The 24,122-nt window shown below is 60.8% G+C and carries 24 protein-coding genes; 6 read left to right on the forward strand and 18 right to left on the reverse strand.

The genetic code is table 11. The features are described 5' to 3' along the window. Positions 1–69 precede the first annotated feature (69 nt). On the reverse strand, positions 70–981 hold the full coding sequence (locus DFS28_RS17970; protein WP_111450888.1) for a LysR family transcriptional regulator: 912 nt from the start codon (positions 979–981) through the stop codon (positions 70–72). 77 nt (positions 982–1,058) lie between these two features. Between DFS28_RS17970 and DFS28_RS17975 the strand changes: the two genes are divergently transcribed. After that, positions 1,059–1,547 (forward strand): DMT family transporter, encoded by a 489-nt coding sequence (locus DFS28_RS17975; RefSeq protein ID WP_111450890.1) that lies wholly within the window; start codon positions 1,059–1,061, stop codon positions 1,545–1,547. Between the two features lie 180 nt (positions 1,548–1,727). On the opposite strand, the gene DFS28_RS17980 is transcribed toward DFS28_RS17975, so the two are convergent. From DFS28_RS17980 to yiaY, 5 genes are all read right to left on the reverse strand, one after another. Next, the gene (locus tag DFS28_RS17980; protein ID WP_111450892.1) at positions 1,728–3,059 is read right to left on the reverse strand and encodes an MFS transporter; all 1,332 of its coding nucleotides are present in this window, start codon (positions 3,057–3,059) and stop codon (positions 1,728–1,730) included. A 182-nt stretch (positions 3,060–3,241) separates the two neighbouring features. Continuing rightward, positions 3,242–4,168 (reverse strand): hydroxymethylglutaryl-CoA lyase, encoded by a 927-nt coding sequence (locus tag DFS28_RS17990; RefSeq protein WP_056739399.1) that lies wholly within the window; start codon positions 4,166–4,168, stop codon positions 3,242–3,244. Next, positions 4,165–5,358 (reverse strand): CaiB/BaiF CoA-transferase family protein, encoded by a 1,194-nt coding sequence (locus tag DFS28_RS17995; protein WP_111450894.1) that lies wholly within the window; start codon positions 5,356–5,358, stop codon positions 4,165–4,167. The genes DFS28_RS17990 and DFS28_RS17995 overlap by 4 nt, the downstream gene beginning before the upstream one ends. Before the next feature lie 232 nt (positions 5,359–5,590). Further along, positions 5,591–6,499 carry a LysR family transcriptional regulator gene (locus DFS28_RS18000; protein WP_111450896.1) on the reverse strand — a complete coding sequence of 303 codons (909 nt, stop codon included), beginning with the start codon at positions 6,497–6,499 and terminating at the stop codon, positions 5,591–5,593. 228 nt (positions 6,500–6,727) lie between these two features. After that, positions 6,728–7,876, reverse strand: coding sequence for an L-threonine dehydrogenase (gene yiaY / locus DFS28_RS18010; protein ID WP_111450899.1), 1,149 nt, complete (start codon positions 7,874–7,876; stop codon positions 6,728–6,730). A 156-nt stretch (positions 7,877–8,032) separates the two neighbouring features. On the opposite strand from yiaY, the gene DFS28_RS18015 reads away from it, so the two are divergent. Beyond that, entirely contained in the window at positions 8,033–9,052 is a 1,020-nt protein-coding gene (locus DFS28_RS18015; protein WP_074874229.1) for a DUF4917 family protein, read from the forward strand. A gap of 142 nt (positions 9,053–9,194) precedes the next feature. Here the strand turns inward: DFS28_RS18015 and DFS28_RS18020 are convergent, their stop codons facing one another. The 3 genes from DFS28_RS18020 to DFS28_RS18035 all read right to left on the reverse strand — a co-directional run bounded on the left by DFS28_RS18020 (position 9,195) and on the right by DFS28_RS18035 (position 10,613). Beyond that, positions 9,195–9,539: a YegP family protein gene (locus tag DFS28_RS18020; protein WP_008152953.1), complete on the reverse strand. Its 345-nt coding sequence runs from the start codon at positions 9,537–9,539 to the stop codon at positions 9,195–9,197. Between the two features lie 172 nt (positions 9,540–9,711). Further along, positions 9,712–10,017 carry a ribbon-helix-helix domain-containing protein gene (locus DFS28_RS18030; protein WP_008025707.1) on the reverse strand — a complete coding sequence of 102 codons (306 nt, stop codon included), beginning with the start codon at positions 10,015–10,017 and terminating at the stop codon, positions 9,712–9,714. A gap of 14 nt (positions 10,018–10,031) precedes the next feature. Then, positions 10,032–10,613, reverse strand: coding sequence for a DJ-1/PfpI family protein (locus tag DFS28_RS18035; protein WP_008152949.1), 582 nt, complete (start codon positions 10,611–10,613; stop codon positions 10,032–10,034). 219 nt (positions 10,614–10,832) lie between these two features. On the opposite strand from DFS28_RS18035, the gene DFS28_RS18040 reads away from it, so the two are divergent. Beyond that, the gene (locus tag DFS28_RS18040) at positions 10,833–11,738 is read left to right on the forward strand and encodes a DMT family transporter (RefSeq protein WP_111451038.1); all 906 of its coding nucleotides are present in this window, start codon (positions 10,833–10,835) and stop codon (positions 11,736–11,738) included. 60 nt (positions 11,739–11,798) lie between these two features. On the opposite strand, the gene DFS28_RS18045 is transcribed toward DFS28_RS18040, so the two are convergent. The 4 genes from DFS28_RS18045 to DFS28_RS18060 all read right to left on the reverse strand — a co-directional run bounded on the left by DFS28_RS18045 (position 11,799) and on the right by DFS28_RS18060 (position 15,382). After that, positions 11,799–13,013 (reverse strand): SAM-dependent methyltransferase, encoded by a 1,215-nt coding sequence (locus DFS28_RS18045; protein WP_111450901.1) that lies wholly within the window; start codon positions 13,011–13,013, stop codon positions 11,799–11,801. Between the two features lie 310 nt (positions 13,014–13,323). Continuing rightward, on the reverse strand, positions 13,324–13,941 hold the full coding sequence (locus tag DFS28_RS18050; RefSeq protein WP_111450902.1) for a TPM domain-containing protein: 618 nt from the start codon (positions 13,939–13,941) through the stop codon (positions 13,324–13,326). Positions 13,942–13,974: 33 nt separating this feature from the next. Then, positions 13,975–14,727: a YgcG family protein gene (locus DFS28_RS18055; RefSeq protein ID WP_111450903.1), complete on the reverse strand. Its 753-nt coding sequence runs from the start codon at positions 14,725–14,727 to the stop codon at positions 13,975–13,977. A gap of 43 nt (positions 14,728–14,770) precedes the next feature. Further along, a complete protein-coding gene (locus tag DFS28_RS18060) occupies positions 14,771–15,382 on the reverse strand; it encodes a LemA family protein (protein ID WP_111450904.1) in 612 nt (203 codons plus the stop codon). Between the two features lie 236 nt (positions 15,383–15,618). On the opposite strand from DFS28_RS18060, the gene bglX reads away from it, so the two are divergent. Then, entirely contained in the window at positions 15,619–17,910 is a 2,292-nt protein-coding gene (bglX, locus tag DFS28_RS18065; RefSeq protein WP_111450905.1) for a beta-glucosidase BglX, read from the forward strand. 132 nt (positions 17,911–18,042) lie between these two features. Here the strand turns inward: bglX and DFS28_RS18070 are convergent, their stop codons facing one another. The 5 genes from DFS28_RS18070 to DFS28_RS18090 all read right to left on the reverse strand — a co-directional run bounded on the left by DFS28_RS18070 (position 18,043) and on the right by DFS28_RS18090 (position 22,378). Continuing rightward, entirely contained in the window at positions 18,043–19,200 is a 1,158-nt protein-coding gene (locus tag DFS28_RS18070; protein ID WP_111450906.1) for a phosphatidylserine/phosphatidylglycerophosphate/cardiolipin synthase family protein, read from the reverse strand. 1 nt (position 19,201) lies between these two features. Then, the gene (locus DFS28_RS18075) at positions 19,202–19,792 is read right to left on the reverse strand and encodes a YceI family protein (protein WP_111450907.1); all 591 of its coding nucleotides are present in this window, start codon (positions 19,790–19,792) and stop codon (positions 19,202–19,204) included. 120 nt (positions 19,793–19,912) lie between these two features. Beyond that, positions 19,913–20,242, reverse strand: coding sequence for an amidase (locus tag DFS28_RS18080; RefSeq protein WP_111450908.1), 330 nt, complete (start codon positions 20,240–20,242; stop codon positions 19,913–19,915). Beyond that, on the reverse strand, positions 20,239–21,333 hold the full coding sequence (locus tag DFS28_RS18085; protein ID WP_111450909.1) for a serine hydrolase: 1,095 nt from the start codon (positions 21,331–21,333) through the stop codon (positions 20,239–20,241). The genes DFS28_RS18080 and DFS28_RS18085 overlap by 4 nt, the downstream gene beginning before the upstream one ends. A gap of 157 nt (positions 21,334–21,490) precedes the next feature. Then, positions 21,491–22,378 carry an acyl-CoA dehydrogenase family protein gene (locus DFS28_RS18090; protein ID WP_111450910.1) on the reverse strand — a complete coding sequence of 296 codons (888 nt, stop codon included), beginning with the start codon at positions 22,376–22,378 and terminating at the stop codon, positions 21,491–21,493. A 155-nt stretch (positions 22,379–22,533) separates the two neighbouring features. On the opposite strand from DFS28_RS18090, the gene olsB reads away from it, so the two are divergent. Together olsB and DFS28_RS18100 are read left to right on the forward strand one after the other, a co-directional pair. Further along, positions 22,534–23,289 carry an L-ornithine N(alpha)-acyltransferase gene (gene olsB, locus DFS28_RS18095; protein ID WP_008152922.1) on the forward strand — a complete coding sequence of 252 codons (756 nt, stop codon included), beginning with the start codon at positions 22,534–22,536 and terminating at the stop codon, positions 23,287–23,289. After that, complete coding sequence (locus tag DFS28_RS18100; protein ID WP_111450911.1) at positions 23,289–24,080, forward strand: 1-acyl-sn-glycerol-3-phosphate acyltransferase; 792 nt, start codon at positions 23,289–23,291, stop codon at positions 24,078–24,080. Before olsB ends, DFS28_RS18100 begins: the two co-directional genes overlap by 1 nt. The last annotated feature ends 42 nt before the right edge of the window (positions 24,081–24,122 follow it).

Here is a 24,122-nt window from a genome sequence, read left to right on the forward strand (position 1 = left end):
AACCCCCGGCCGCAGCGGATTTCGTCCAAGCCATCCTTGCCGGCGTCGATCACCTTGCTGGATAGAACGTCATCCGTGCTTGATCCCCTCCGCAATCCGCCCATTCAACCAGTTCAACGCCTGATCCCCGCCCCGCCGTTTGTGCCAAACCAACACAAACGTAAACGACGGAATGTGAAACGGCGGCGGGACCACGATCAACGACTGCTCATCGATATTGAGCAACCCTCGGGAAGCGACAGTGAGGATCAGGTCAGTACCGCTGATGAATTGCGGGGCGACGCTCCAGTGCGGCAGGCTGATCGCCACGCGACGGCGTTCACGCAGGGCTGTCAGGGCTCGTTCGATTTCCGGGGTGCCGCTGCCGCGCATTTCCAGCAGGACGTGGGGTCGGGCGAGGTAGGTCGGCAGGTCGAGCACGCCATCGGCGGGCAGGCTGTTGCGGTCGACCAGACAGGCGTAGTGCTCTTCGAACAGCGGGGTGCTGCGCAACTCGTTCGGCAACTCTGGAAAGACGCCTGCCGCCACATCTATGTCGCCATTGAGCACCCCCTCGAGCATGCCTTCGCGGCTGGCATGCCTGATTTGCAGATCGATGCCCGGTGCTTCGCGGCGCAAGGTCCGGATCAACCCCGGCAGGACGATTGCAGCGCCATAGTCGGACATCGCCAGTCGAAACGTGCGCTTGGCGGTGGCCGGATCGAAGGTATTCGGTGCCAGCAGCGATTGCACCTGAGCCAGGGCTTCGGCCAAAGGAGCTGTCAGCTCCAGAGCTCGCGGGGTTGGCACGAGGCTGGCGCCCGCCCGCACTAGCAAGGGATCGCCGAGCAGATCACGCAACCGCGCCAACGCATGACTGACGGCCGGCTGACTCAGGTGGAGGCGCTCGGCAGCACGGGTCACGTGTTGCTCGCTGAGCAAGGCGTCGAGGATCACCAGCAAATTGAGGTCGACGCGCCGTAGATCATTCATCGGATGCATGTTCTGAATAGTTATTTGGAATTTAAATCTGCGCGACGAATACTCTAGAGTCCAGCAAAACCTGTTGGAGATTCATCATGAGTACGTTGCATTGGGCCGGGCTGTTGCTGCTGGCCGTGATAGCCGGGGCGGTGGTGCCTTTTCAAAGTGCAATCAACGCCAACCTCGGGCGCGGCTTGGGTCATCCGTTGTGGGCAACCCTCGCGTCGTTGCTGGTCAGTATTGTGGTGTTGTTGCCCGTTATGTTGGCGCTGCGTTTGCCGTTGCCGTCGCTGGCGTTCATCAGCAAGGCGCCGCTGTGGATGTGGGCTGGTGGCGCGTTTGGGGTGTGCTTTATTTCGCTGGCGCTGATGCTATTGCCCAAACTCGGAGCCTCGGGGTTTATGGCGTTGGTGCTGGCGGGACAAGTGGTTGCGTCGCTAGTGCTGGATCACTTCGGGTGGTTTGGGTTGGTGGAGCGGGAGATGACAGTGCCTCGGGTGTCTGGGGCGGTGTTGTTAATGGCTGGAGTGGTGTTGATTCAGTTCGGAGGCACATTGGAAAAAGCGATAACAGCAACGTCTTGATCGTTCCCACGCTCTGCGTGGGAATGTAGCCCGTGACGCTCCGCGTCACTGGACGCAGAGTGTCCCTTGAAGCATTCCCACGCAGAGCGTGGGAACGATCATCTTCTTGCGATCGCAGCCTTCGCCAGCTCCTGCAGTGATGCGTGGTCGATGCAGGAACCGGCGTAGCCTGCGAAACTTTTAAAACTTGTCGAGCGTGCGCAGCTTCTGCGGCAACCCCCAGAGCAGCAGCGCGACGGCGATCAGCGCAGCGACGCCGATGACATACAGCGCCGGCGTGGTACTGCCCGTCAGGTCTTTGATCCGCCCCACCATCACCGGGCTGACGATGCCGCCGAACTGGCCGAGGGTGTTGATGACTGCAATCCCGCCAGCAGCCCCTGCGCCCGCACCGGCCAGCAGTTTGGGCGGCAGGGTCCAGAAACTCGGGATAGACGCGATGATTCCGGCACCGAGCAAGCCCAGCGCGACAATCAGGAAGGTCGTGTGGTTTGCGAAGATCCCCGCACAGAAGAACCCCACCGCGCCCACCGCAACCAGACCTGCGACAAACTTGCGTCGCTCGCCAGTCGAGTCAGACAACCGCCCGATCACCACCATGCTGATGGCGCCGCAGATGTAAGGGATGGCGGTCAGCAAACCGATCATCACCGGGCTTTCGGTGCCGGCGCTGCGAATCAGTTGCGGGGCCCAGAAGTTCAAGCCGTAGGACGCCACCTGAATCAGGAAGTAGATCAGCCCGAGTGTCAGGAAACCCGGAATCCGCAGTGCGGCGAGCAACGAGCCGCCACTCTTGTGCGGTTCATGGTGCGCAATACGGCTGGCCAGCAGCGTTTTCTCTGAGGGCGTCAGCCAATGGGCGTCTTCGATGCGGTCCTTGAGCAATGTCAGCACCAGCAAGCCGAGGCCGATGCAAGGCACGCCGCCCAGCAGAAACAGCCAGTGCCAGCCGCGCATATCGAGGAAGCCGTCGAGGTGTTGAAGCACCAGCCCGGAGAACGGTGCGCCGACCAGACCGGCAAACGCCGACGCCAGAAACAACATCGACGTGATGCGCCCACGATAATGCTGCGGGAACCACAGCGTCAGGTAATACAGGACTCCCGGCGCAAAACCGGCTTCCATCGCACCAATCACAAAGCGCAGCACGTAGAACTGCCATTCGCTGTTGACGAAGACCATGGCCGCAGTAGCGAGCCCCCAGGACATCATGATCCGGGCGATCCAGCGCCGGGCGCCGACCTTGTACAGCATCATGTTGCTCGGCACTTCGAAGATCACGTAACCGACCACGAACAAGCCGGCGCCGAGGCCGTAAGCGGTGTCGCTCAGGCTCAGGTCGGTCTGCAGCTGGAACTTGGCGAAGCTGATGTTGATGCGATCGAAAAACGCGAACAGGTAGCAGACCATGATCAACGGCATCAGGCGCCAGGCGACTTTGCTGACCAGGGCTTTTTCTTCGTCGTGGCTAACGGACGGGCTCGCGCCCGCCTCCAGTACATTAAGGCTCATGATGGTTCTCCAGGTGGACTGCCCGTGGGTGTCCGATTGTTTTTGTTGTCTGGTTGAAAGGTCTGTAGGGAGCTTTATTGTGGGAGCGGGCTTGCTCGCGAAGGCGGATTGTCAGTCGACATCTTTGTTAAATGTCAGACCGCATTCGCGAGCAAGCCCGCTCCCACACGGATTAGGGGTTGTCAGGACGGGGACGGGTGCAAATCGCAATTGCGTCCGGCCTTGGCCAGCTGTCCGGGCACTTCGTGGCCCAGCAGTGCGGGTAATCCTCGTGACAATTGCAGCAACAGCGGCAGATCGATGCCGGTGTGAATGCCGATCTCATCGCACAGGTTGACCAAATCTTCGGTGCAAATATTGCCCGAGGCACCCGGCGCGAACGGGCATCCGCCGAGCCCGCCCAGTGCCGCGTCGAAGCGACGGGCACCGGCTTCGTAGGCGGCCAGCACGTTGCACAGACCGAGCCCGCGAGTGTTGTGGAAATGCAGGGTCAGATCAGCCGGCGAAACCCGCTGCAAGACCCGCCGCACCAGACGATCAACCTGCCGCGGATTGGCCATGCCGGTGGTGTCGGCCAGGGTAATGCCCTGGATCCCGAGCTCCTGATACGCCTCGACGATTTGCAGCACGCGATCCTCGTCGATCTTGCCTTCAAACGGACAGCCGAAGGTGGTGGCGATGCTGGCGTTGAGTCGCACCGTCGTCCCGCGAACGTATTGCACGATCTCGCCGAACGCGGCCAATGAGGCTTCGCAACGCATGCGCATGTTGGCCAGGTTGTGGGTCTGGCTGGCGGACATCACCAGGTTCAACTCGTCGGCCCTGGTCGCCAGCGCCCGTTGCGCGCCTTTGAGGTTGGGGATCAACGCGACGTAAATCACCCCCGGTTGCCGGGTGATGCCCTTGAACACCAGCTCACCATCGCGCAGCGCCGGAATCGCCTTGGGCGAAACGAACGAACCTGCTTCGATGCGGCTGAAACCGGCCAGCGACAGCTGATCGATCAAGGCAATCTTGTCGACGGTTTCGACCCAGGTCGGCTCGATCTGCAAGCCGTCGCGGGGGGAGACTTCCTGAACAATCAGGGTCTCGGAAAAATCAGTGATCATTGCACCACCCCTTCCGCTTTCAGCCGTTCGATGTCCGAATCCGTAAGGCCCAGCCCCGCGAGGATGCCGTCGGTGTGCTGGCCCAACGTAGGTCCGGACCAGTTCACGCCACCGGGCGTCTCGGACATTTTCGGCACGATGCCGGGCATCTTCACCGTGGCACCGCCGGGCAGGTCGGCGTTGAGCAGCATGTCCCGCGCCTGATAGTGCGGATCGGCGACGATGTCGGCGACTGAATAGATGCGCCCGGCCGGGACTTCGGCCGCTTCCAGTGCCGACAACACTTCGTCGATCGGCAGGCTGCTGGTCCAGTGAGTGATCGCCGCGTCGAGCACGTTGCTCTTGGCGGCACGCCCGTCGTTATGGGCGAACTCCGGCGCATCGGCCAGGTCACGGCGACCGATGACGTCCATCAAGCGCTTGTAGATCGGGTCGCTGTTGCCGGCGATCACCACGTAGGCGCCATCGGCCGTCAGATAAGTGTTTGACGGCGCGATGCCCGGCAAGGCCCCGCCGCTGCGCTCACGAACATGGCCGAGCATGTCGTATTCCGGCACCAGGCTTTCCATGACGTTGAACACACTTTCAGCCAGCGACACATCGACGACTTGCCCACCGCCCTGCCCGGTCTTGACCCGCAGCAGCGACATCAAGGCACCGATCACCGCGTGTAACGAAGCCAGGGAATCGCCGAGGCTGACGCCCACCCGCGCCGGCGGTGAACCGGGGGTGCCGGTGGTGTAGCGGATCCCGCCCATGGCCTCGCCGATGGCGCCAAAACCTGGACGATCACGGTAAGGGCCGGTCTGGCCATAACCGGATATACGCACCAGCGTCAGGTCAGGGTTGAGGGCGTGCAATACGTCCCAGCCCAGACCGAGTTTCTCCAGGGCGCCGGGACGCAGGTTTTCGATCAGCACGTCGGCGCTGGTCGCCAGTAGTTTGACCAGTTCAATGCCTTCGGGTGATTTGAGATTCAGTGCGAGGGACTTCTTGTTTCGCGATTGCAGGTACCACCACAGCGACGTGCCTTCGTGCAGCTTGCGCCATTTGCGCAGCGGGTCGCCCTGACCCATGGCTTCGATCTTGATCACGTCGGCGCCGAACTCGGCAAGCATGCGCGCGGCGAACGGCGCGGCGATCAGCGTGCCGATCTCGATCACTTTGATTGCACTCAAGGGGGCAGTCATCGCGGGGTACCTCATGTTGTTCTTGGAATATGAGCCAAGGCTAGAGGACCACGGGGGCTGGAATCCAACCTTCAGTTGGCAACGAGCGTTCGCGAAACGCGAACGCCCTGGAATTACCGCGACCTCAGGTCAGCCTTCGCGAGCAAGCCCGCTCCCACAGGGAGGTACACCCGCAGACCAACTGTGGGAGCGGGCTTGCTCGCGAAGGGGCCGGCCTAGCAATCGAGAACTGTCAGACCACCCCACGCAAATGCTCGAACAACATCCGGCTCACCGGCGACAGCGCCGCTTCATCGCGTACCACCAGAACCAACGCGCGATCCGACCAGTCATCCGTCAACGGCACCGCGTGCAAGCCCAACGCCCGGCCAAACAGCTCATAGGCTTTTTGCGGCAGGATGCCGATGCCCATGTTGGCCTGGACCATCCGGCACATGGCGTCGAAACCCGGTACATGAATCCGCAACCGCAGCACTTTGCCCGCCTCGCGCGCGGCTGCGTGGGTACGCATATTGATTGAACTGGCGGAATGCAGACCGACGTAATCGCTGCCCAGCGTATCGGCGAAGGCCAAGCTGGAACGACTCGCCAACGGATGATCGGGCAGCATCAACACCATCAGTTTGTCCTGTCGATAAAGCACGCTGTGCAGACCTTTGACGTCGCTGTCACTGGAGCAGATCCCAAGGTCCGCCACGCCATCCAGCACCCCCTGAATCACCCCGCTGCTGGGGCGTTCTTCGAGGTCGGTCTTGACTTGAGGATGACGCGCGGAGAAGTCCCGCAGGTCTTCGGGCAGGAACTGAATGATCGCCGACAGGTTGGCGAGCATCCGCACATAGCCGCGAATACCGTGGCTGTGTTCGCCCAGTTCGAGCCCCATTTTCTCCACGTTGAACAGCATCTGCCGAGCATGGTGCAACAAGGTTTCACCGGCCGGTGTCAGGGTCATGCCCTTGGCCTGGCGCACGAACAGGCTGATACCCAGCGCTTCTTCCAACTCCATCAGCCGCTTGCTGGCCGCCGACACGGCGATGGCTTCACGCGCAGCGGCACGGGTCAGCGTGCCTTCCTCATGAACGGCGACAAACAGCTGGAGAGTGATCAGGTCGAGGCGGCGGATCAGGCTTTTTTGCAGCATGGAGGGCTCGATGACTTCTGTTCGACAGAGTCGGCAGGATAGCCCGGTTTTTACGCGATTCGGCAAAGCGATTAGCCCACAGGCAGTTCTGGCCGCCCTATTGCGTCGCGGTGTTTGGCCAGTCTTTGAGTTATCGGATCAGCCTGTTTCTGGCCAATAACCGTTCGCCGGTCGGCGGTACCTGGGCGATGGCGTTGGGCGCGATGCTCGCGCCCAACGCAATACTTCCTAAAACGCGCTGCGGAAAATCTCCTCGATCTGACGCTGATCCGCCACGCGAGGATTGGTCAGGCCACACGCATCTTTCAAGGCATTGCTGGCGAGCATCGGGATGTCGTTGAGCTTGGCGCCGAGCTCACGCAAACCGGCGGGGATTTCCACGTCTTTGGACAGGCTGCGGATCGCCACGATGGCCGCTTGGGCGCCCGCTTCCGGGGTAAAACCGCGAACATCGACGCCCATCGCAAGGGCGACATCGGTAAGGCGATCGGCGCAAACCAGCGCGTTAAAGCTTTGTACGTGGGGCAGCAAGACCGCGTTGCACACACCATGAGGCAAGTCGTAGAACCCGCCCAACTGGTGGGCCATGGCGTGGACAAAACCCAGGGATGCGTTATTGAACGCCATGCCAGCGAGGAACTGCGCGTAGGCCATGTTTTCCCGCGCGGCCATGTCACTGCCGTCGCGGACGGCCAGGCGCAGGTTGTTGCTGATCAACGTGATCGCCTTCAGTGCGCAGGCATCGGTGATCGGATTGGCCGCCGTGGAAACGTAGGCTTCGATGGCGTGGGTCAGTGCGTCCATGCCAGTGGCAGCCGTCAGGCCCTTGGGCATGGCGACCATCAGCGCCGGGTCGTTGACCGACAGCAGCGGCGTGACGTTGCGATCGACAATGGCCATTTTCACGTGACGGGACTCGTCGGTGATGATACAGAAACGGGTCATCTCGCTGGCGGTGCCGGCGGTGGTGTTGATGGCGATCAGCGGCAGTTGCGGCTGGGTGGATTGATCGACGCCTTCGTAATCGCCAATCTGCCCGCCGTTGGTTGCGCACAACGCGATGCCTTTGGCGCAGTCATGGGGCGAACCGCCGCCCAGGGACACCACGAAATCACAGCGGGTTTCCTTCAGCAGACCCAGACCGATCTCGACGTTGGCGATGCTCGGGTTAGGCTTGGCGCCGTCGAAAATCACCGAATCGATGTCCTGCATCGCCAACTTCTCGGCAATCATCTTCGCTACGCCCGCCTTGGCCAGCCCGACGTCGGTGACGATCAGCGCCTTGCGAAAACCGTACTTGCGAATGGCGTCCATGGCTTCGTCGAGGCAACCGATGCCCATGATGTTCACGGCGGGGATGAAAAACGTGCTGCTCATGAGCGAGTCTCCTGGCTGAGGCCGAATCGTTAGCGCCGATCCAGCGGGGACCCACAGGATCGACCTATCGGTCATGAAGTAACTTGATCTGGCTCAAGTCTTGGTCGTGATAAAGTCGCCCCCCATCAGACCTTCTGCTTTGAGACTTTGAACGCAATGACCGATTTCCAGGATGTTGATGCCCAACTTGAAGACTGGAACGCCTTGCGCGCCACCGCCTCGTTCAGCGGCCTGCTGGTGGGCAACGGCGCCAGTCGCGCCGTGTGGGACGATTTCGGCTACGACTCGCTGTTCGAAAACGCCCGTACCGTCGAAGAAAAACCCCTGAGCCAGTCCGAGCTGAGCGTGTTCGACGCCATGCAGACGCGCAGCTTCGAGCAGGTGCTCAGCGCGCTGAAAACCACCAGCCGGGTCAACAAGGCCCTGGCCGTGAGTTCCGCCGCGCCGCGCAATCGTTACTACGCGATCAAGGAAGCGCTGATCAACACCGTGCACGCGGTGCACATCCCGTGGCGGCTGGTGGTGCCTTCGTCGCTGGCGACGATCAATCAGGAACTGGGCCGCTACCGGACCGTGTTCACCACCAACTACGATCTGCTCAATTACTGGGCGACCCAGCACCAGCCTGATGCGATCAGCGACCTGTTTCAGGGGGCAGAATCAAGCTTCGATCTAAGCGCCACGGCGACCGATAAAACCCGGCTACTTTACCTGCATGGCGGGTTGCATCTGGTGCGAAATCAGGACGGCACGGCGCGCAAACTGATGTCGACCGAGGGTACGTTGCTCGGCAGTTTCGCGATCAACAACACGATCAAGACCCTCGACGACGTGCCGCTGTTCGTCAATGAAGGTCCGGCGCAGGACAAGCTCAAGACCATTCGCAGCTCGGACTATCTGTCGTTCTGCTACGACCAGTTACTTGGCCATGGCGACGGGTTATGCCTGTTTGGCCATGCCCTGGGTGAGCAGGACAGCCACATCATTCACGCCTTGCGCCAGGCGAAACCGCAAAGGGTGGCGATCTCGATTTATCCGCGCAGCAAGGCGTTCATTCAGCACCAGAAGCGGCATTACGCGAAGGTGTTTGAAGGCACCGGGAGTGAGTTGCGGTTTTTTGATTCGAAGACGCATGCGTTGGGGAGTCCTAAGCTCACAGTCCCAGTCGAGGTCTGAAGGCCATAAGATCGTTCCCACGCTCTGCGTGGGAATGCAGCCCGTGACGCTCCGCGTCACTGGACGCGGAGCGTCCCCAGAGGCATTCCAACGCGGAGCGTGGGAACGATCATTAAAAGCAACAGGAAATTTGTATCGGGATTCAAAGCACTGGCAGGGTCTTGTCCTTGATCACCGTGGTCGGTCCGTTGGCTTTGACGCTGGCGATGCCTTTCTCCAGCGCGGCAGCGGAGGTGTAAGCCTCGCTGCTACCGATGATCTCGTGGTTAGCAGCCTTGAGGTTGAAGTAAGGATGGCCATCCTTGGTGGTTTTCTTCTCGTAGCGTTCATCCTTCGGGCTGTTGCTCTGAACCGACACGATGCCTTTGTCAGCGGCAGCGCGGGTGGTGTACAGCTCGCTGGTCAGAATGGTTTCCGCGTTAGCGGCCTTCAGTACAAATTTGAACTGACCATTGCTGCTTTTGCTCACTTCATACCATCCAGACATGCTCTTTCTCCTTGGCAATTGAGAGGTTTTGCGCTTCAGAGTAAAGACCAGGCGAGGATTTTTGTCGCCTGTACCGGCCCCTTCGCGAGCAAGCCCGCTCCCACAGGGGAATTGTGTACATCGATCCATTGTGGGAGCGGGCTTGCCCGCGAAGGGGTCGACACGGTCTGCGCTATTTCACCACCGCACGCACCACCGATAGCTCCGGCGCCTGCACCCGTCGCTGACTCAGATAACGGGTACAACTGACCCGCAAAAACGAGGCGAAATTCACCACCTCGCCGCGGTAGTCCATCACCTCTTCATACAGCTTGGCGATCAACTGGTTGGTGGTCATGCCGTCGACCTCGGCGATTTCGCTGAGGATGTCCCAGAACTGATTCTCCAGCCGCAGGGTGGTGACCACCCCGCAGATGCGCAGCGAGCGGGAGCGCGACTCGTAGAGAATCGGATCGGCTTTGACGTAGAGCTCGCACATGGAAAGGTCCCTCGTTACAGCGTGATTTTGGTGCCCAGCAACCCGAGGAAACCGGCGAGCCAGCTCGGGTGCGCCGGCCAGGCCGGAGCAGTGGCCAGATTGCCCTGAACATGACCTTCCGTCACCGGGATATCGATGAACGTACCGCCCGCCAGGCGCACTTCCGGAGCACAGGCCGGGTAGGCGCTGCACTCACGACCTTCGAGAATCCCCGCGGCCGCGAGCAATTGAGCACCGTGACACACGGCGGCGATCGGTTTGCCGGCCTTGTCGAACGCGCGCACCAGCTCCAGGACTTTTTCGTTCAGGCGCAGGTACTCCGGCGCACGACCACCCGGCACCAGCAGGGCGTCATAGTCCTCGGACTTGACCTTAGCGAAGTCGAAGTTCAGGGCAAACAGGTGACCGGGTTTTTCGCTGTAGGTCTGGTCGCCTTCGAAGTCATGGATTGCCGTGCGTACGGTCTGACCGGCGGTTTTGTCCGGGCAAACGGCGTGCACCGTGTGGCCGACCATCAGCAGCGCCTGAAACGGCACCATCACTTCGTAGTCTTCGACGTAATCGCCGACCAGCATCAGAATTTTTTTAGCGGCCATGGGGAGGACTCCTCTGGAAAATACGTAGGAGTATTCAAAGTAGTCCTTATCTGCAGGGTCGGGTAATAACCAGCTACTACCGCGTCATCGTTCTTCGCGAGCAAGTCGAAGGGGCCCTCAAACTGTACGGATAACTCTGCGCCTAGCTGTAACAGCAGCAAACGCCGGGTTTATGGCTAGATGAAGGTCTTCCCGCCACCCTCGATTCTGGTTGCCATCATGTCCTCGCGCGAAAACACCGGCATGGCCCTCGGCCTGCTCGGCGTTGTGATCTTCAGTCTCACCCTGCCCTTCACACGGATCGTCGTGCAGGAACTCCATCCGCTGCTCAACGGCCTGGGCCGTGCGCTGTTCGCGGCGGTTCCGGCGGCGTTGCTGTTGCTCTGGCGTCGGGAAAAATGGCCGACCTGGAAACAGGTCAAAGGCCTGACCCTGGTGATTGCCGGGGTGATCCTCGGCTTCCCGGTATTGTCGGCCTGGGCCATGCAAACCTTGCCGGCGTCTCACGGTGCGCTGGTCAACGGCTTACAGCCGTTGTGCGTGGCGCTGTACGCCGCGTGGTTGTCCCACGAACGACCGTCGAAAGCCTTCTGGGCCTGCGCTGCGCTGGGCAGCGCGCTGGTGCTGGGTTATGCGCTGATCAGCGGGGCCGGCAGCATTCAGGCCGGTGATTTGCTGATGCTCGGCGCGATTGCCGTTGGCGGCCTGGGTTATGCAGAGGGCGGCCGATTGGCCAAGGAGATGGGCGGTTGGCAGGTGATCTGTTGGGCATTGGTGCTGTCGACGCCGTTGCTGATCGGGCCGGTGGTGTACCTGGCGCTGCAACATCAGGGCGAGATTTCGGCCAAGACCTGGTGGGCCTTCGGTTACGTCTCGCTGTTCTCGCAGTTCATCGGTTTCTTCGCCTGGTACGCCGGGTTGGCGATGGGGGGGATTGCCCGGGTCAGTCAGATCCAGCTGTTGCAGATCTTCTTCACCATCGCTTTTTCGGCGCTGTTCTTCGGCGAACACATCGAGCCGATCACCTGGCTGTTTGCCGCCGGGGTGATCGTGACCGTGATGCTGGGACGCAAAACCGCGGTCAAGCCCCCTGTGGGAGCGGGCTTGCTCGCGAAGGCGGACTAACAGCCAACGCAGATGTTGAATGTTACGGCCCCTTCGCGAGCAAGCCCGCTCCCACAGGGATCAGAGGTAGCCGTCAGCCCGCAGCAGGGTTTCCAGGCAATGTTCGCTGATCTGGTAGAAATCCTTCAGCTCCTGAATCTTCACCAACAGCTGGGCCGGATCAACCGGCTCGGCACGTTTGACCGCCAGGATCATTTTGTTCTTGTTGGTGTGGTCCAGTGAGATGAACTCGAACACCTTGGTCTCGTAACCGCAGGCTTCCAGGAACAACGCGCGCAAACTGTCGGTGACCATTTCCGCTTGCTGGCCCAAATGCAGACCGTATTGCAGCATTGGCTTGAGCAGCGCCGGGCTCTGGATCTGCAGGCGGATCTGCTTGTGGCAGCACGGCGAGCACATGATGATCGAGGCGCCGGAACGGATGCCGGTGTGGATCGCGTAGTCGGTGGCGATGTCGCAGGCATGCAGCGCGATCATCACGTCCAGCTCGCTCGGCGCCACGCTGCGCACATCGCCGCACTTGAACACCAGCCCTGGATGCTCGAGCTTTGCGGCCGCGGCGTTGCACAAATCCACCATCTCTTCGCGCAACTCGACGCCGGTCACCACGCCTTCGGCCTTCAAGGTGTTGCGCAGATAGTCATGGATCGCGAACGTCAGGTAACCCTTGCCCGAGCCGAAATCCGCCACCTGAACCGGCTTGTCCAGCGCCAGCGGTGAGGTGGTCAGCGCATGGCTGAAGACTTCGATGAACTTGTTGATCTGCTTCCACTTGCGCGACATCGCCGGGATCAGCTCGTGCTTGCTGTTCGTCACACCAAGGTCGGCGAGGAACGGCCGGCTCAGGTCGAGAAAGCGGTTCTTCTCGCGGTTATGCTCAGCGGACGGCACTTCACGCAATTGCTGAGGTTTGCTCTTGAACAGCGAAGACTTGCCCTTTTTGCTGTATTCCAGCTGAGCTTCATCCGTTAACGACAGCAAATGCGCATTTTTGAACGATGCCGGCAAGAGTGCGGCGATGGTCGCTACGCCCTCGGCAATCGGCAAATTCTTGGTGATGTCGCGGGTTTTGTAGCGGTAGACGAAGGAGAGGCAGGGCTGATCCTTGACCGTCAGCTGCTTGATGATCAGCCGCTGCAAGTCCACTTCAGTGCCGACGTACTTGGCTAGCACCAGTTTGATGAAGGCGTTATCGTCGAGGCTGGATTGCAGCAGGTCGATGAACTGGGCGTGGTGATCCGGCGCGAGGCTGGCGGGAGTGGCGGTGACAGACATGGGAAAAACAGCCTCGGGCGGTGCGGATCGGGGAATGGCGGGTATTTTAGGGGGGATGGCCGTTCGGGACACGCAGTTATTTACCGAACGGCTTGAAAACCACCCCTCACCCCAGCCCTCTCCCCAGAGGGGAGAGGGGGAAAGGGAGCTGATCTCCGTGCTTTTCAACACCTGAGTTCGACTCGAAATTTCAGGTCGATGCAGCTCGAAAGTACCACTCGGTCGGCTCCCTCTCCCCTTTGGGGCGGTCCGACGTTTCGGGAGGGCTGGGGTGAGGAGCGGGATCTAAGTCGAACAAGAATCCAGAAGCCTACCCCAACACCACCAACCGATTCGGCAACTCATTCCTCACATGCGTCACCGGCACATGCACCTTGAGCAACTCGCCACACGCCTCCACACACGTCACAAATCCCTGCAACGTCTGCCCCTGCTTCACCTGCTGAGTGAACGCCGCAACAATTCCCTCCCAGTTCTTGTTGTCCAGCCGTTTGGAAATCCCTTCATCCACCAGAATTTCCACATAGCGTTCAGCCTCGCAGACAAAAATCAGCATCCCGGTGCCGCCCACTGTGTGGTGCAGGTTCTGCTCCAGAAACTGCCGGCGCGCCAGGTTCGAGGCGCGCCAGTGACGCACCGAGCGCGGGACCAGGTGCGTGGTGATTTTTGGAATCCTGAACACCAGGCACAGCACGATGAAACTGATCCATTGCACCAGCAGCAAACTGTGCAGGGTCAGCCAGCCCGTGAGGTAATGCACGATACCCGGCACGACCAGCGCCAGCAGGCTGGCCCAGAGCAGCGGGATGTATGCATAGTCGTCGGCGCGGGCCGCGAGCACGGTCACCAGTTCGGCGTCGGTGTCGCGCTCGACCCGGGCAATCGCCTCGGCAACTTTGCGTTGTTCGTGTTCAGTCAGTAATGCCATGTTTAAGAATGCCCACTCGCTATTGTTGTGTGATCACCAGCCGCCCGAGGAACCGCCTCCCCCGAAACTGCCCCCGCCGCCGCTGAAGCCCCCGCCTCCACCGCCACCACCAAAACCTCCACCGCCGAATCCGCCGCTAGAACCGCCTCGACCGCCGCCGCTGGGCAGGATCCCGAGCATCTGGCAGACAAATACCGTCAGGATGAACAGCATCACCAGAAACACGAAGATCCCCGGATGCCGTGAGACGAAGTCGCTTTCCTGATTGCCGCCGGAGTCATACACCGTGGACGGCTCATCCAGTGGATTGCCGCCCAGCACCACGAGCATCGCCGCGACCCCGTCGCTGATGCCCTTGCTGAAATTACCGGTCTTGAACGCCGGGGTGATCACCTGATTGATGATCACCGAGCTCTGCGCATCGGTCAGCCGATCTTCCAGGCCATAACCGACTTCAATCCGCAGCTTGCGATCATCGCGCGCGACGATCAGCAATGCACCGTTGTTCTTGTCCTTCTGGCCAATACCCCAGTAGCGCCCCAGTTGATAACCGAAGTCCGCAATGTCGGTACCCTGCAAATCCGGCAGCGTGACCACCACCAGCTGCTCACCGGTGGCTTTTTCATGGGCCTGAAGCTGTTGCGTCAGCTGCTCACGCACCGCAGGCTCGATCATCTGGGCGTTATCGACCACCCGCCCGGTCAGTTCCGGAAACTTCAACGCAGCCTGGGCCGTCAGGGCAAACACCCAGAGCAACAGCACCAGGCCAACTTTCAACACACGCATTGGCAACCTCATCCTTGGTGACGCTTCAAGCCCATACCGGCGCTTACTGGAACTTCACTTGAGGCGCTTTTTCCGCATCGGGGCTGGTGGCCTCGAAAGTTTCGCGGATTGGCAAATCGCTGTACATCACCGAGTGCCACAGGCGACCGGGGAAGGTCCGCAGTTCCGTGTTGTATTTCTGCACGGCGAGGATGAAGTCCCGGCGCGCCACGGCAATGCGGTTCTCGGTGCCTTCAAGTTGCGATTGCAACGCCAGGAAGTTCTGGTTGGCCTTGAGGTCCGGGTAACGCTCGGACACCACCATCAAACGGCTCAAGGCACCGGTCAGTTGATCCTGGGCCTGCTGGAACTGTTTGAGTTTTTCCGGGTTATCCAGGGTTTTGGCATCGACCTGGATCGAAGTGGCCTTGGCTCGGGCTTCAACCACCGCGGTCAGGGTTTCTTCTTCGTGCTTGGCGTAGCCCTTGACGGTTTCCACCAGGTTGGGAATCAGGTCGGCGCGGCGCTGGTACTGGTTCTGCACCTGGCCCCAGGCGGCCTTGGCTTGTTCGTCGAGGGTAGGAATCGTGTTGATGCCGCAGCCGGCCAGCAGTGTGGTCAGCAACATCAAGGCTGCAACTTGCAGGCTCGACCGATAGTGGTGTCGTACATTCATCTGGTTAATGCTCCCTTGCACATTCCGTTGAAAAACAACCTTCGAACTTTGAACCCGGCTCTTGGGGCATAATCTGCCGCCGCCACTGGATTGCATCGAGCCAATGGGCTAAAAGATGCCCCAGCGCGAAAACACGCGGAAGTGTGCTGCATTTACCTGAACAACAATAGTCGCTCCCTAAATTTTGGCTGACCGGCGCGTATTCACTGCCGTTTAGGCTTTTGAGAAAACTATTCATGAAGAAGCTGTGTTTGCTGGGCCTGTTCGTCAGCCTGGCCAGTCATAACGTATTGGCCGCCACGACGCCCGCTCCTCTGGAAAACAAGGACGCGTTCATCAGCAACCTGATGAAGCAAATGACCCTCGATGAAAAGATCGGTCAGTTGCGCCTGATCAGCATCGGCCCGGAAATGCCTCGGGAGCTGATCCGCAAGGAAATCGCTGCCGGCAATATCGGTGGCACGTTCAACTCGATCACCCGCCCGGAAAACCGTCCGATGCAGGACGCGGCCATGCGCAGCCGGCTGAAGATCCCGATGTTCTTCGCCTATGACGTGATCCACGGCCATCGCACCATTTTCCCGATTCCGATAGCCCTGGCCTCGAGTTGGGACATGGACGCCATCGGCCTGTCCGGGCGCATCGCCGCCAAGGAAGCCGCGGCGGACAGCCTCGACATCACCTTCGCGCCGATGGTCGACATCTCCCGCGACCCGCGCTGGGGCCGGACTTCCGAAGGCTTCGGTGAAGACACGTACCTGGTGTCGCGCATTGCCGGCGTGATGGTCAAAGCCTTCCAGGGCACGGGCGCGAACGCGGCCGACAGCATCATGGCCAGCGTCAAGCACTTTGCCCTGTATGGCGCGGTCGAGGGCGGTCGCGACTACAACGTCGTCGACATGAGCCCGGTCAAGATGTTCCAGGACTACCTGCCACCGTACCGTGCGGCTATCGACGCCGGTGCTGGCGGGGTAATGGTCGCGCTGAACTCGATCAACGGCGTGCCGGCCACCGCCAACACCTGGCTGATGAACGACCTGTTGCGCAAGCAATGGGGTTTCAAAGGCCTGGCCGTCAGCGACCATGGGGCGATTTTCGAGCTGATCAAACACGGCGTTGCCCGTGACGGTCGCGAAGCCGCGAAGCTGGCGATCAAGGCCGGCATCGACATGAGCATGAACGACACCCTCTACGGCAAAGAGCTGCCGGGGCTGTTGAAGGCGGGTGAGATCCAGCAAAGCGACATCGACAACGCCGTGCGTGAAGTGCTCGCCGCCAAGTACGACATGGGCCTGTTCAAGGACCCGTACCTGCGCATCGGCAAGGCTGAGGATGATCCGGCCGACACGTACGCCGAAAGCCGCTTGCACCGCGCCGAGGCCCGTGATGTCGCGCGTCGCAGCATGGTGTTGCTGAAGAACCAGGGCGAAACCCTGCCGCTGAAGAAAACCGCGAAAATCGCCCTGGTCGGCCCGCTGGCCAAGGCACCGATCGACATGATGGGCAGCTGGGCCGCCGCCGGTAAGCCCGCGCAATCGGTGACCCTGTTCGACGGCATGACCACGGCACTGGGCGCGCAATCGACGCTGATCTACGCCCGTGGCGCCAACATCACCAGCGACAAGAAGGTCCTGGATTACCTGAACTTCCTCAACTTCGACGCACCGGAAGTGGTGGACGATCCGCGCTCGGCCCAAGTGCTGATCGACGAAGCGGTGAAAGCCGCCAAGGATGCCGATGTGGTGGTGGCAGCAGTGGGCGAGTCCCGTGGCATGTCCCACGAATCGTCGAGCCGCACCGACCTGAACATCCCGGCCAACCAGCGCGATTTGATCAAGGCCCTGAAGGCCACCGGCAAACCGCTGGTGCTGGTATTGATGAACGGCCGTCCGCTGACGATTCTCGAAGAGAAGGAACAGGCCGACGCAATCCTGGAAACCTGGTTCACCGGTACCGAAGGCGGCAACGCCATCGCCGACGTGCTGTTCGGCGACTACAACCCGTCGGGCAAATTGCCGATCACTTTCCCGCGTTCGGTAGGCCAGATTCCGACCTACTACAACCACCTGAGCATTGGCCGGCCGTTCACGCCGGGCAAACCGGGCAACTACACCTCGCAGTATTTCGATGACACCACAGGTCCTCTGTTCCCGTTCGGCTTCGGTCTGAGCTACACCGATTTCAGCCTGAGCGACATGGCGCTGTCGTCGACCACACTGAACAAAACCGGCAAGCTGGACGCCAGCGTCATGGTGAAAAACACCGGCAAGCGTGACGGCGAAACCGTGGTGCAGTTGTACATCCAGGACGTGACCGGCTCGATGATCCGCCCGCTCAAGGAACTGAAGAACTTCCAGAAAATCACGCTCAAGGCCGGCGAACAGAAAGTCGTGCACTTCACCATCACCGAAGATGACCTGAAGTTCTACAACACCCAGCTCAAGTACGCGGCAGAACCGGGCAAGTTCAATGTGGAGATCGGCCTGGATTCTCAGGACGTGACGCAGCAGAGCTTCGAATTGCTGTAACCCCTGAAACACCGCAATAAAACTGTGGGAGCGGGCTTGCTCGCGAAAGCGGACTTTCAGTCGACATCATCGCTGACTGACAGTCCGCTTTCGCGAGCAAGCCCGCTCCCACAGTGTTTTTTGGTGTGACGACTACCCCCGTCGATCCAGCAGATTCACCACCAGCCGATCCACCCATCCCCAAATCCTTTGCTTCACCCGCCGCCACAACGGCCGGCGTTGCCATGCTTCCAGGCTGACTACCTGGCTCTGCGCAAAGTCCCTCTCGAAACTTGCCGCCACCGCACGCGTCAGCCCCGGGTCCAGCGCTTCCAGGTTGGCTTCCAGGTTGAAGCGCAAATTCCAGTGATCGAAATTGCACGAGCCGATGCTCACCCAGTCGTCGATCAGGACCATTTTCAAGTGCAGGAAACACGGCTGGTATTCGAAGATCGTCACCCCGGCCTTGAGCAATCGCGGGTAGTAGCGATGCCCGGCGTAGCGCACCGACGGGTGATCGGTGCGTGGCCCGGTCAGCAGCAGACGCACGTCAACACCGCGGCCCGCTGCTCGACGCAGTGAGCGGCGGACTTTCCAGGTCGGCAGGAAATACGGCGTCGCCAGCCAGATCCGCCGCTGGCCGCTGTTCAGCGCGCGAGTCAATGATTGCAGGATGTCCCGGTGCTGTCGGGCGTCGGCATAGGCAACCCGGCCCATACCTTCGCCCACGGACGGCACGCGTGGCAGACGCGGCAGGCCGAAATGCGAAGCGGGTTTCCAGGCGCGCCGATGGCGGTTGGCAATCCATTGACGGTCGAACAGCAACTGCCAGTCGATGACCAAAGGACCGGTGATTTCCACCATCACTTCGTGCCATTCGCTGGTGTCTTCGCCCGGCGTCCAGAATTCATCGGTCACCCCGGTGCCGCCCACCACGGCCATGCTCTGATCGACCAGCAACAACTTACGGTGATCGCGGTAGAAGTTACCCACCCAGCGCCGCCAGCTCAGGCGATTGTAGAAACGCAGTTCCACGCCCGCCGCCATCAATCGCCGGCGCAAGGTCAGGGTGAACGCGAGACTGCCGTAATCATCGAACAGGCAGCGCACGCGCACGCCACGTTCGGCTGCCTGGACCAACGCCTGAACCATCGCCTCGGCACAGGCACCCGCCTCCACCAGGTACAGCTCCAGCTCGACCTGCTCTTCGGCGCGGGCAATCGCGACCAACATCCGTGGAAAAAACTGCGGACCGTCGATCAACAGTTCAAAACGGTTGCCTTCACGCCAGGGGAAAATTGCGCCGGCCATGTCAGCGCGCCGTGAAAATCAGTACCGCACCCACCGGCACCGACAGACTGATGGCCGACAAACCGGCGACCTTGCGCAAACTTTCCAGACCGGGGGCCAGGTCGAAATCCGCGGCATTGATGATCAGCGGTTCGAGGGTCACCACCTGGAAGCGCCGGTCATCGAGACGAGTCGCCAGCAGTTCGGCGTTGTATTCGTGTTGTTTGCCATGCAGGTTGACGGTCAGCGGCAGGCGCAATTCAAGTTGCGCGCCGGGCGCCAGATCGTTGATTGGCCGCAGATCGATCTGCGTGGTGATCAGCGCTTGGGGGAAAGTCTGGATCTCAAACAGGTCCTTGCGCATGCGCTCATCGCGCAGCGGGATGCCACTGTTGACCGAGTCCAGCTCGACTTCCACCTCGGCCAGGCCTTTGGGATCGACCTTGCCGTGCAGCACCAGAAAGCGCTGCACCTCGGAGATACTGGTGTTTTTGGTGCTGATGAACGACAGCCGCGAGGACTCGCCATCCAGATACCAATCGGCGTGGGCCGACAGCGTGGCGCTGGCCAGCAGCAGAAAGGCGAGGGTTTTGCAGAGGACGCGGTTGAACATAGAGACTCGTGGGGCAGATAAACGTGAGCTGAACCTTAACTGGCCTGAGGCAGGTTGCAAACTCTAATGCCACGGATCTTGGGTCAAACACATTCCCTACAAAAGCCCAACTCGCCGAAGTCAGGGCGACAGACGGCAACCTTGGCGTTCGCTGATCCATTGCGCGCTGTTGTTGCGGCCCATGCCGCTGACGGTGACGCGCTTGCTGGCGGGGTCATCAGTAAAGCCGCTGGTCGGCAGCCACTGCTTCACATAGCTGTGGCAGTACTCGGCCGGGTTGTTCATCACGTAACGGCACGAACAATATTCCTTGGCGGTATAGCCGCTGATGATCTCCGGGAAGGCCCACAGCGCCACGCGCTCTTGCCAGATCCAGCCGAGCAAGGCGATCGACAGGATCAACAACAGCGTGCCGAGCGGTCGGCGACGAACGAAGCTGCGACGTTTCATGGCAGCACCTTCGCGGCAAATGCCTGGAGCGCGAGCTTGAGCAATTCGTTGTGCCGATAGCTGCCGTCGCGGTCATCGCCGTAACGCACGATCACCAGGTTTTCGCCGGGAATCACGTACATCGCCTGCCCCCAATGACCCAGCGCGGCGAAGGTGTCGGCGGGCGCATCGGGCCAGGGTTTTGCTGCGCCATCCGCTGCTCGATTGAGCCACCAATGACCGCCGGGCACGGCGTCGTCTTGATTGGCTTGATAGTGGGCGAAAGGTTCGCGGTTAAAAATGACCCAGTCCTTGGGCAGCAATTGCCGCTCGCCCCAACGGCCGTCGCGGGCCATCAGCAGACCAACTCGCGCAAGGTCTCGGGCGGTGAGGTAGGCGTAGGACGAAGCGACGAAGGTTCCCGTGGCATCGCTTTCCCAGACGGCGTGGCGAATCCCCAAGGGCTCGAACAGAGCCGTCCATGGATAGTCCGGATAGCGGGTCGGGCCGACGATGGTTTTCAGCGCAGCGGATAACAAATTGCTGTCACCGCTGGAGTAACGGAATGCCTGACCGGGTTTGGCGTATTCACCGTGATCGGCGGTGAACGCGGCCATGTCCGGGTGGCCGCGGGTGTAGAGCATCGCGACCACCGAGGATTTCAAGGGCGCGTACTCATAGTCTTCCTGCCAATCCAGACCCGAGGCCCAGTGCAGCAGGTCGGCCATGGTCATCGTCGGGTGTTTTTCCAGCGGTGGATAAAATGTCTGCACCGGGTCCTGGAGCTTGAACAGACCTTCGCCATAGGCCACGCCGAGGACCGTGGCCATCAGGCTTTTGCTGATGGACCAGGTCAGGTGCGGGGTGTCGGCGGTGGTCGGGCCGGCGTAGCGTTCGTAGATCAGTTGACCGTCGCGGATCACCAGCAAGGCGTCGGTGCGGATGCCTTTTCGGGTGGCCTCATCACGGGGTGGGAAGGCGTATGCCTCCAAGGCTTGAAGCGCCGGCCCGCTGACTGTCGGACCGGTTGACCATTGCTCGGCAGGCCAGTATTCGGCATGGGCCGTGAGGCTGAGCAGAAGCATAAAGATCAGGGACAAGCCTTTGGACATGGTGGGGGCTCGGAGGGATTGGCCTGCTGAGCCTAGTAGAGGTTGATGACAGTTCCGGGATTGGTGTTATCAATGCGGCCGCCATCGCGAGCAGGCTCGCTCCCACATTTGAAATGCATTCCCCTTGTGGGAGCGAGCCTGCTCGCGATGGGGCCCGTCAATCCAGCGAAGATCCCGCGAGTGCCTTGGCCAACCGCTTCCCCCGCGCCCCCGCCGCCAAATCCATCACGCCCTGATCACGCTGCCACATCGCCGCCCACTGCGGCGGGCCATCGGCCAGTGCCTGAGTCACCTCAGCCTTGAGCCCATCGAACTGCACAAACAAGCCACCGAGCAACACATGCCCGGACGGATTATTCGGCGCCTGCCGGCTGACTTCCGCGCACCCCGCCAGCAGCGCCAGCAAACGCAGTTGCAAGGCTTGCGGCCAGTCGCTGTCCTGACCGATGCCGTACAGCCAGGCGGTCATGGCGCTCAGAACGTAAATGTCTTCAAGGGTGCGAAACGGTTTGATGTAGGCCTCCCAGCCATCCCCCGCCAACAGTTCGCACTGAGCGTTATCGAGAAACAGCCGACCATGGCTGATGTCTGGCATCAACGGGATCGCCGGTAGCTTCTCCAGACGCACGCCCGGTTCACCGGGATAAACCACCGCCAGACTCAGGCGCGGTTTTTCGTCGGGGGCTTCACTGCGAGCAGCGATCAGCAGCCAATCGGCGGCATCGCCTGCGGTGACAAAATCCTTGCGCCCGCTCAGGCGCAAATCGTGCAGACGGGTCTGCATGTCCGCCACCCGCAGGCTGCGCTGTTCGGTCGCGCACAACGCGCCGAGGCTCAGCGGCGCGCTCGGCCAGAGCATGCGCAACGCCGCCTGATAGCCCACCAGAAACGCCAGCCCCGGCGTCGACATCAAACGCCCGCCAGCCACCGCCAGTTCGAACGGCGTGACGTTGCCCAACTGATGCAACAAGGTCGCGAAACCCTCGCTCAGGTCCGGGTTGGCGGGCAGACGTTCACAGCGGCGCAGCAGGTTTTGCCAGAGCATAAGGAGGCTCCTCAAAGGCTGTCATATAAGCATCACCAAAGCTTCATGGCGATGACACCGGGGCTACATAGCCTGACTTTGCACAACACGGCTGCATAAAGAAAGTCGATCGGCTGCAACCCAAGACGGGTGACCGGCCCGTACGGAGATTCGCAATGACTCAGATCGCCCGCATCAGCGACACCGGCAATGAACGCCGCCTGCAAGCCGAACGCCTGGTGGGCGCCGAGGCCCTGCAGGAAGCCCAGGCCCTGCGCTTCAACGTGTTCAGCGGCGAATTCAACGCCAAGCTCAAAGGCGCGGAGCTGGGTCTGGACATGGATGACTATGATGTTCACTGCGCCCACATCGGCGTACGTGACTTGAACACCGGGCGACTGGTGGCGACTACCCGTTTACTCGACCACACCGCCGCCAGCAGCCTGGGCAAGTTCTACAGCGAAGAAGAATTCAGCCTGCACGGCCTGGTCCATCTCAAAGGCCCGATCCTGGAAATCGGTCGCACCTGCGTCGACCCGGCCTACCGTAATGGCGGCACCATCGCCGTACTCTGGGGCGAACTGGCCGAAGTGCTGAACCAGGGCGGCTACAGCTATTTGATGGGTTGCGCGAGCATCCCGATGCAGGACGGCGGCATTCAAGCCCACGCGATCATGCAGCGCTTGCGCGAACGTTACCTGTGCACTGAACACCTGCGGGCCGAACCGAAAAAACCGCTGCCGAGCCTCGACATCCCGTCCAACGTCATCGCCGAAATGCCACCGCTGCTCAAGGCCTACATGCGTCTTGGCGCGAAGATCTGCGGCGAGCCCTGCTGGGACGAAGATTTCCAGGTCGCCGACGTGTTCATCCTGCTCAAGCGCGACGAGCTCTGCCCGCGTTATGCCAAACACTTCAAGGCGGCCGTGTGATGAGTCGGTTACGGGTGTACGCGCGGATTGCGCGAGTGTTAGTGGTGGTGGCGCTGGGGTTGAGCATGGCCGGTGTATTCGGGTTGTTCGAACGCCTGGGGATTGCTCATTCGATGGTCCGTCGCCAGCGCTGGTCGCGATTTTTCATGGCACGCCTGAGCAATGCCCTGCCCTTTCGCGTGACCGTGCACGGTGAATTGCCGAAGGCGCCGATGCTCTGGGTCAGCAATCATGTGTCCTGGACCGACATTCCGCTGCTGGGCATGCTCACGCCGCTGTCGTTCCTGTCCAAGGCCGAAGTGCGCACCTGGCCGGTAGCGGGCTGGTTGGCGGCCAAGGCTGGCAGCTTGTTCATTCGCCGAGGGTCGGGCGATAGCCAGTTGATCCGCAAACAGATGACCCGTCATCTGGAGCAGGAACATCCGCTGCTGATGTTCCCGGAAGGCACCACCACCGATGGCCGCTCGTTGCGTACTTTCCACGGTCGATTGCTCTCTGCGGCAATCGACTCCGAAGTGAAGTTGCAGCCGGTGGCGATTCGTTATCTGCGCGACGGGAAGCTCGATTCGCTGGCGCCGTTCATTGGCGATGATGATTTGCTCTCGCACTTGATGCGCTTGTTTGCAAATGATCGGGGGGACGTGGAGATTCATTTGCTCAAGCCGATCGCGTGCGAAGGTCGCGAGCGTGCGGCACTGGCGTTCGAGGCACAGCAGGCGGTGCAGAAGGCGTTGTTTGGGGCGATTCCGGAAAAACAGCAAGCGCCAATGCGCCCCGCCATCGCTGCTTAAACACACATCCCCTGTGGGAGCGAGCCTGCTCGCGATTGCTGT

Origin of the sequence: Pseudomonas sp. 478 (assembly GCF_003254125.1) — a bacterium.
Classification (GTDB): Bacteria; Pseudomonadota; Gammaproteobacteria; order Pseudomonadales; family Pseudomonadaceae; genus Aquipseudomonas.

Coding starts and splice junctions, on each gene's coding strand:
- DFS28_RS18075 (WP_111450907.1), bottom strand. CDS start 19,792: ATGTTCAACCGCGTCCTCTGCAAAACCCTCGCCTTTCTGCTGCTGGCC.
- DFS28_RS18050 (WP_111450902.1), bottom strand. CDS start 13,941: ATGGCATTACTGACTGAACACGAACAACGCAAAGTTGCCGAGGCGATT.
- DFS28_RS18070 (WP_111450906.1), bottom strand. CDS start 19,200: ATGGCCGGCGCAATTTTCCCCTGGCGTGAAGGCAACCGTTTTGAACTG.
- DFS28_RS17995 (WP_111450894.1), bottom strand. CDS start 5,358: ATGACTGCCCCCTTGAGTGCAATCAAAGTGATCGAGATCGGCACGCTG.
- DFS28_RS17975 (WP_111450890.1), top strand. CDS start 1,059: ATGAGTACGTTGCATTGGGCCGGGCTGTTGCTGCTGGCCGTGATAGCC.
- DFS28_RS18045 (WP_111450901.1), bottom strand. CDS start 13,013: ATGTCTGTCACCGCCACTCCCGCCAGCCTCGCGCCGGATCACCACGCC.
- DFS28_RS18015 (WP_074874229.1), top strand. CDS start 8,033: ATGACCGATTTCCAGGATGTTGATGCCCAACTTGAAGACTGGAACGCC.
- DFS28_RS17990 (WP_056739399.1), bottom strand. CDS start 4,168: ATGATCACTGATTTTTCCGAGACCCTGATTGTTCAGGAAGTCTCCCCC.
- DFS28_RS18060 (WP_111450904.1), bottom strand. CDS start 15,382: ATGAATGTACGACACCACTATCGGTCGAGCCTGCAAGTTGCAGCCTTG.
- DFS28_RS18085 (WP_111450909.1), bottom strand. CDS start 21,333: ATGTCCAAAGGCTTGTCCCTGATCTTTATGCTTCTGCTCAGCCTCACG.
- DFS28_RS18090 (WP_111450910.1), bottom strand. CDS start 22,378: ATGCTCTGGCAAAACCTGCTGCGCCGCTGTGAACGTCTGCCCGCCAAC.
- DFS28_RS17980 (WP_111450892.1), bottom strand. CDS start 3,059: ATGAGCCTTAATGTACTGGAGGCGGGCGCGAGCCCGTCCGTTAGCCAC.
- DFS28_RS18055 (WP_111450903.1), bottom strand. CDS start 14,727: ATGCGTGTGTTGAAAGTTGGCCTGGTGCTGTTGCTCTGGGTGTTTGCC.
- yiaY (WP_111450899.1), bottom strand. CDS start 7,876: ATGAGCAGCACGTTTTTCATCCCCGCCGTGAACATCATGGGCATCGGT.
- DFS28_RS18080 (WP_111450908.1), bottom strand. CDS start 20,242: ATGAAACGTCGCAGCTTCGTTCGTCGCCGACCGCTCGGCACGCTGTTG.
- DFS28_RS18040 (WP_111451038.1), top strand. CDS start 10,833: ATGTCCTCGCGCGAAAACACCGGCATGGCCCTCGGCCTGCTCGGCGTT.
- DFS28_RS18035 (WP_008152949.1), bottom strand. CDS start 10,613: ATGGCCGCTAAAAAAATTCTGATGCTGGTCGGCGATTACGTCGAAGAC.
- bglX (WP_111450905.1), top strand. CDS start 15,619: ATGAAGAAGCTGTGTTTGCTGGGCCTGTTCGTCAGCCTGGCCAGTCAT.
- DFS28_RS17970 (WP_111450888.1), bottom strand. CDS start 981: ATGCATCCGATGAATGATCTACGGCGCGTCGACCTCAATTTGCTGGTG.
- DFS28_RS18000 (WP_111450896.1), bottom strand. CDS start 6,499: ATGCTGCAAAAAAGCCTGATCCGCCGCCTCGACCTGATCACTCTCCAG.
- DFS28_RS18100 (WP_111450911.1), top strand. CDS start 23,289: ATGAGTCGGTTACGGGTGTACGCGCGGATTGCGCGAGTGTTAGTGGTG.
- DFS28_RS18030 (WP_008025707.1), bottom strand. CDS start 10,017: ATGTGCGAGCTCTACGTCAAAGCCGATCCGATTCTCTACGAGTCGCGC.
- olsB (WP_008152922.1), top strand. CDS start 22,534: ATGACTCAGATCGCCCGCATCAGCGACACCGGCAATGAACGCCGCCTG.
- DFS28_RS18020 (WP_008152953.1), bottom strand. CDS start 9,539: ATGTCTGGATGGTATGAAGTGAGCAAAAGCAGCAATGGTCAGTTCAAA.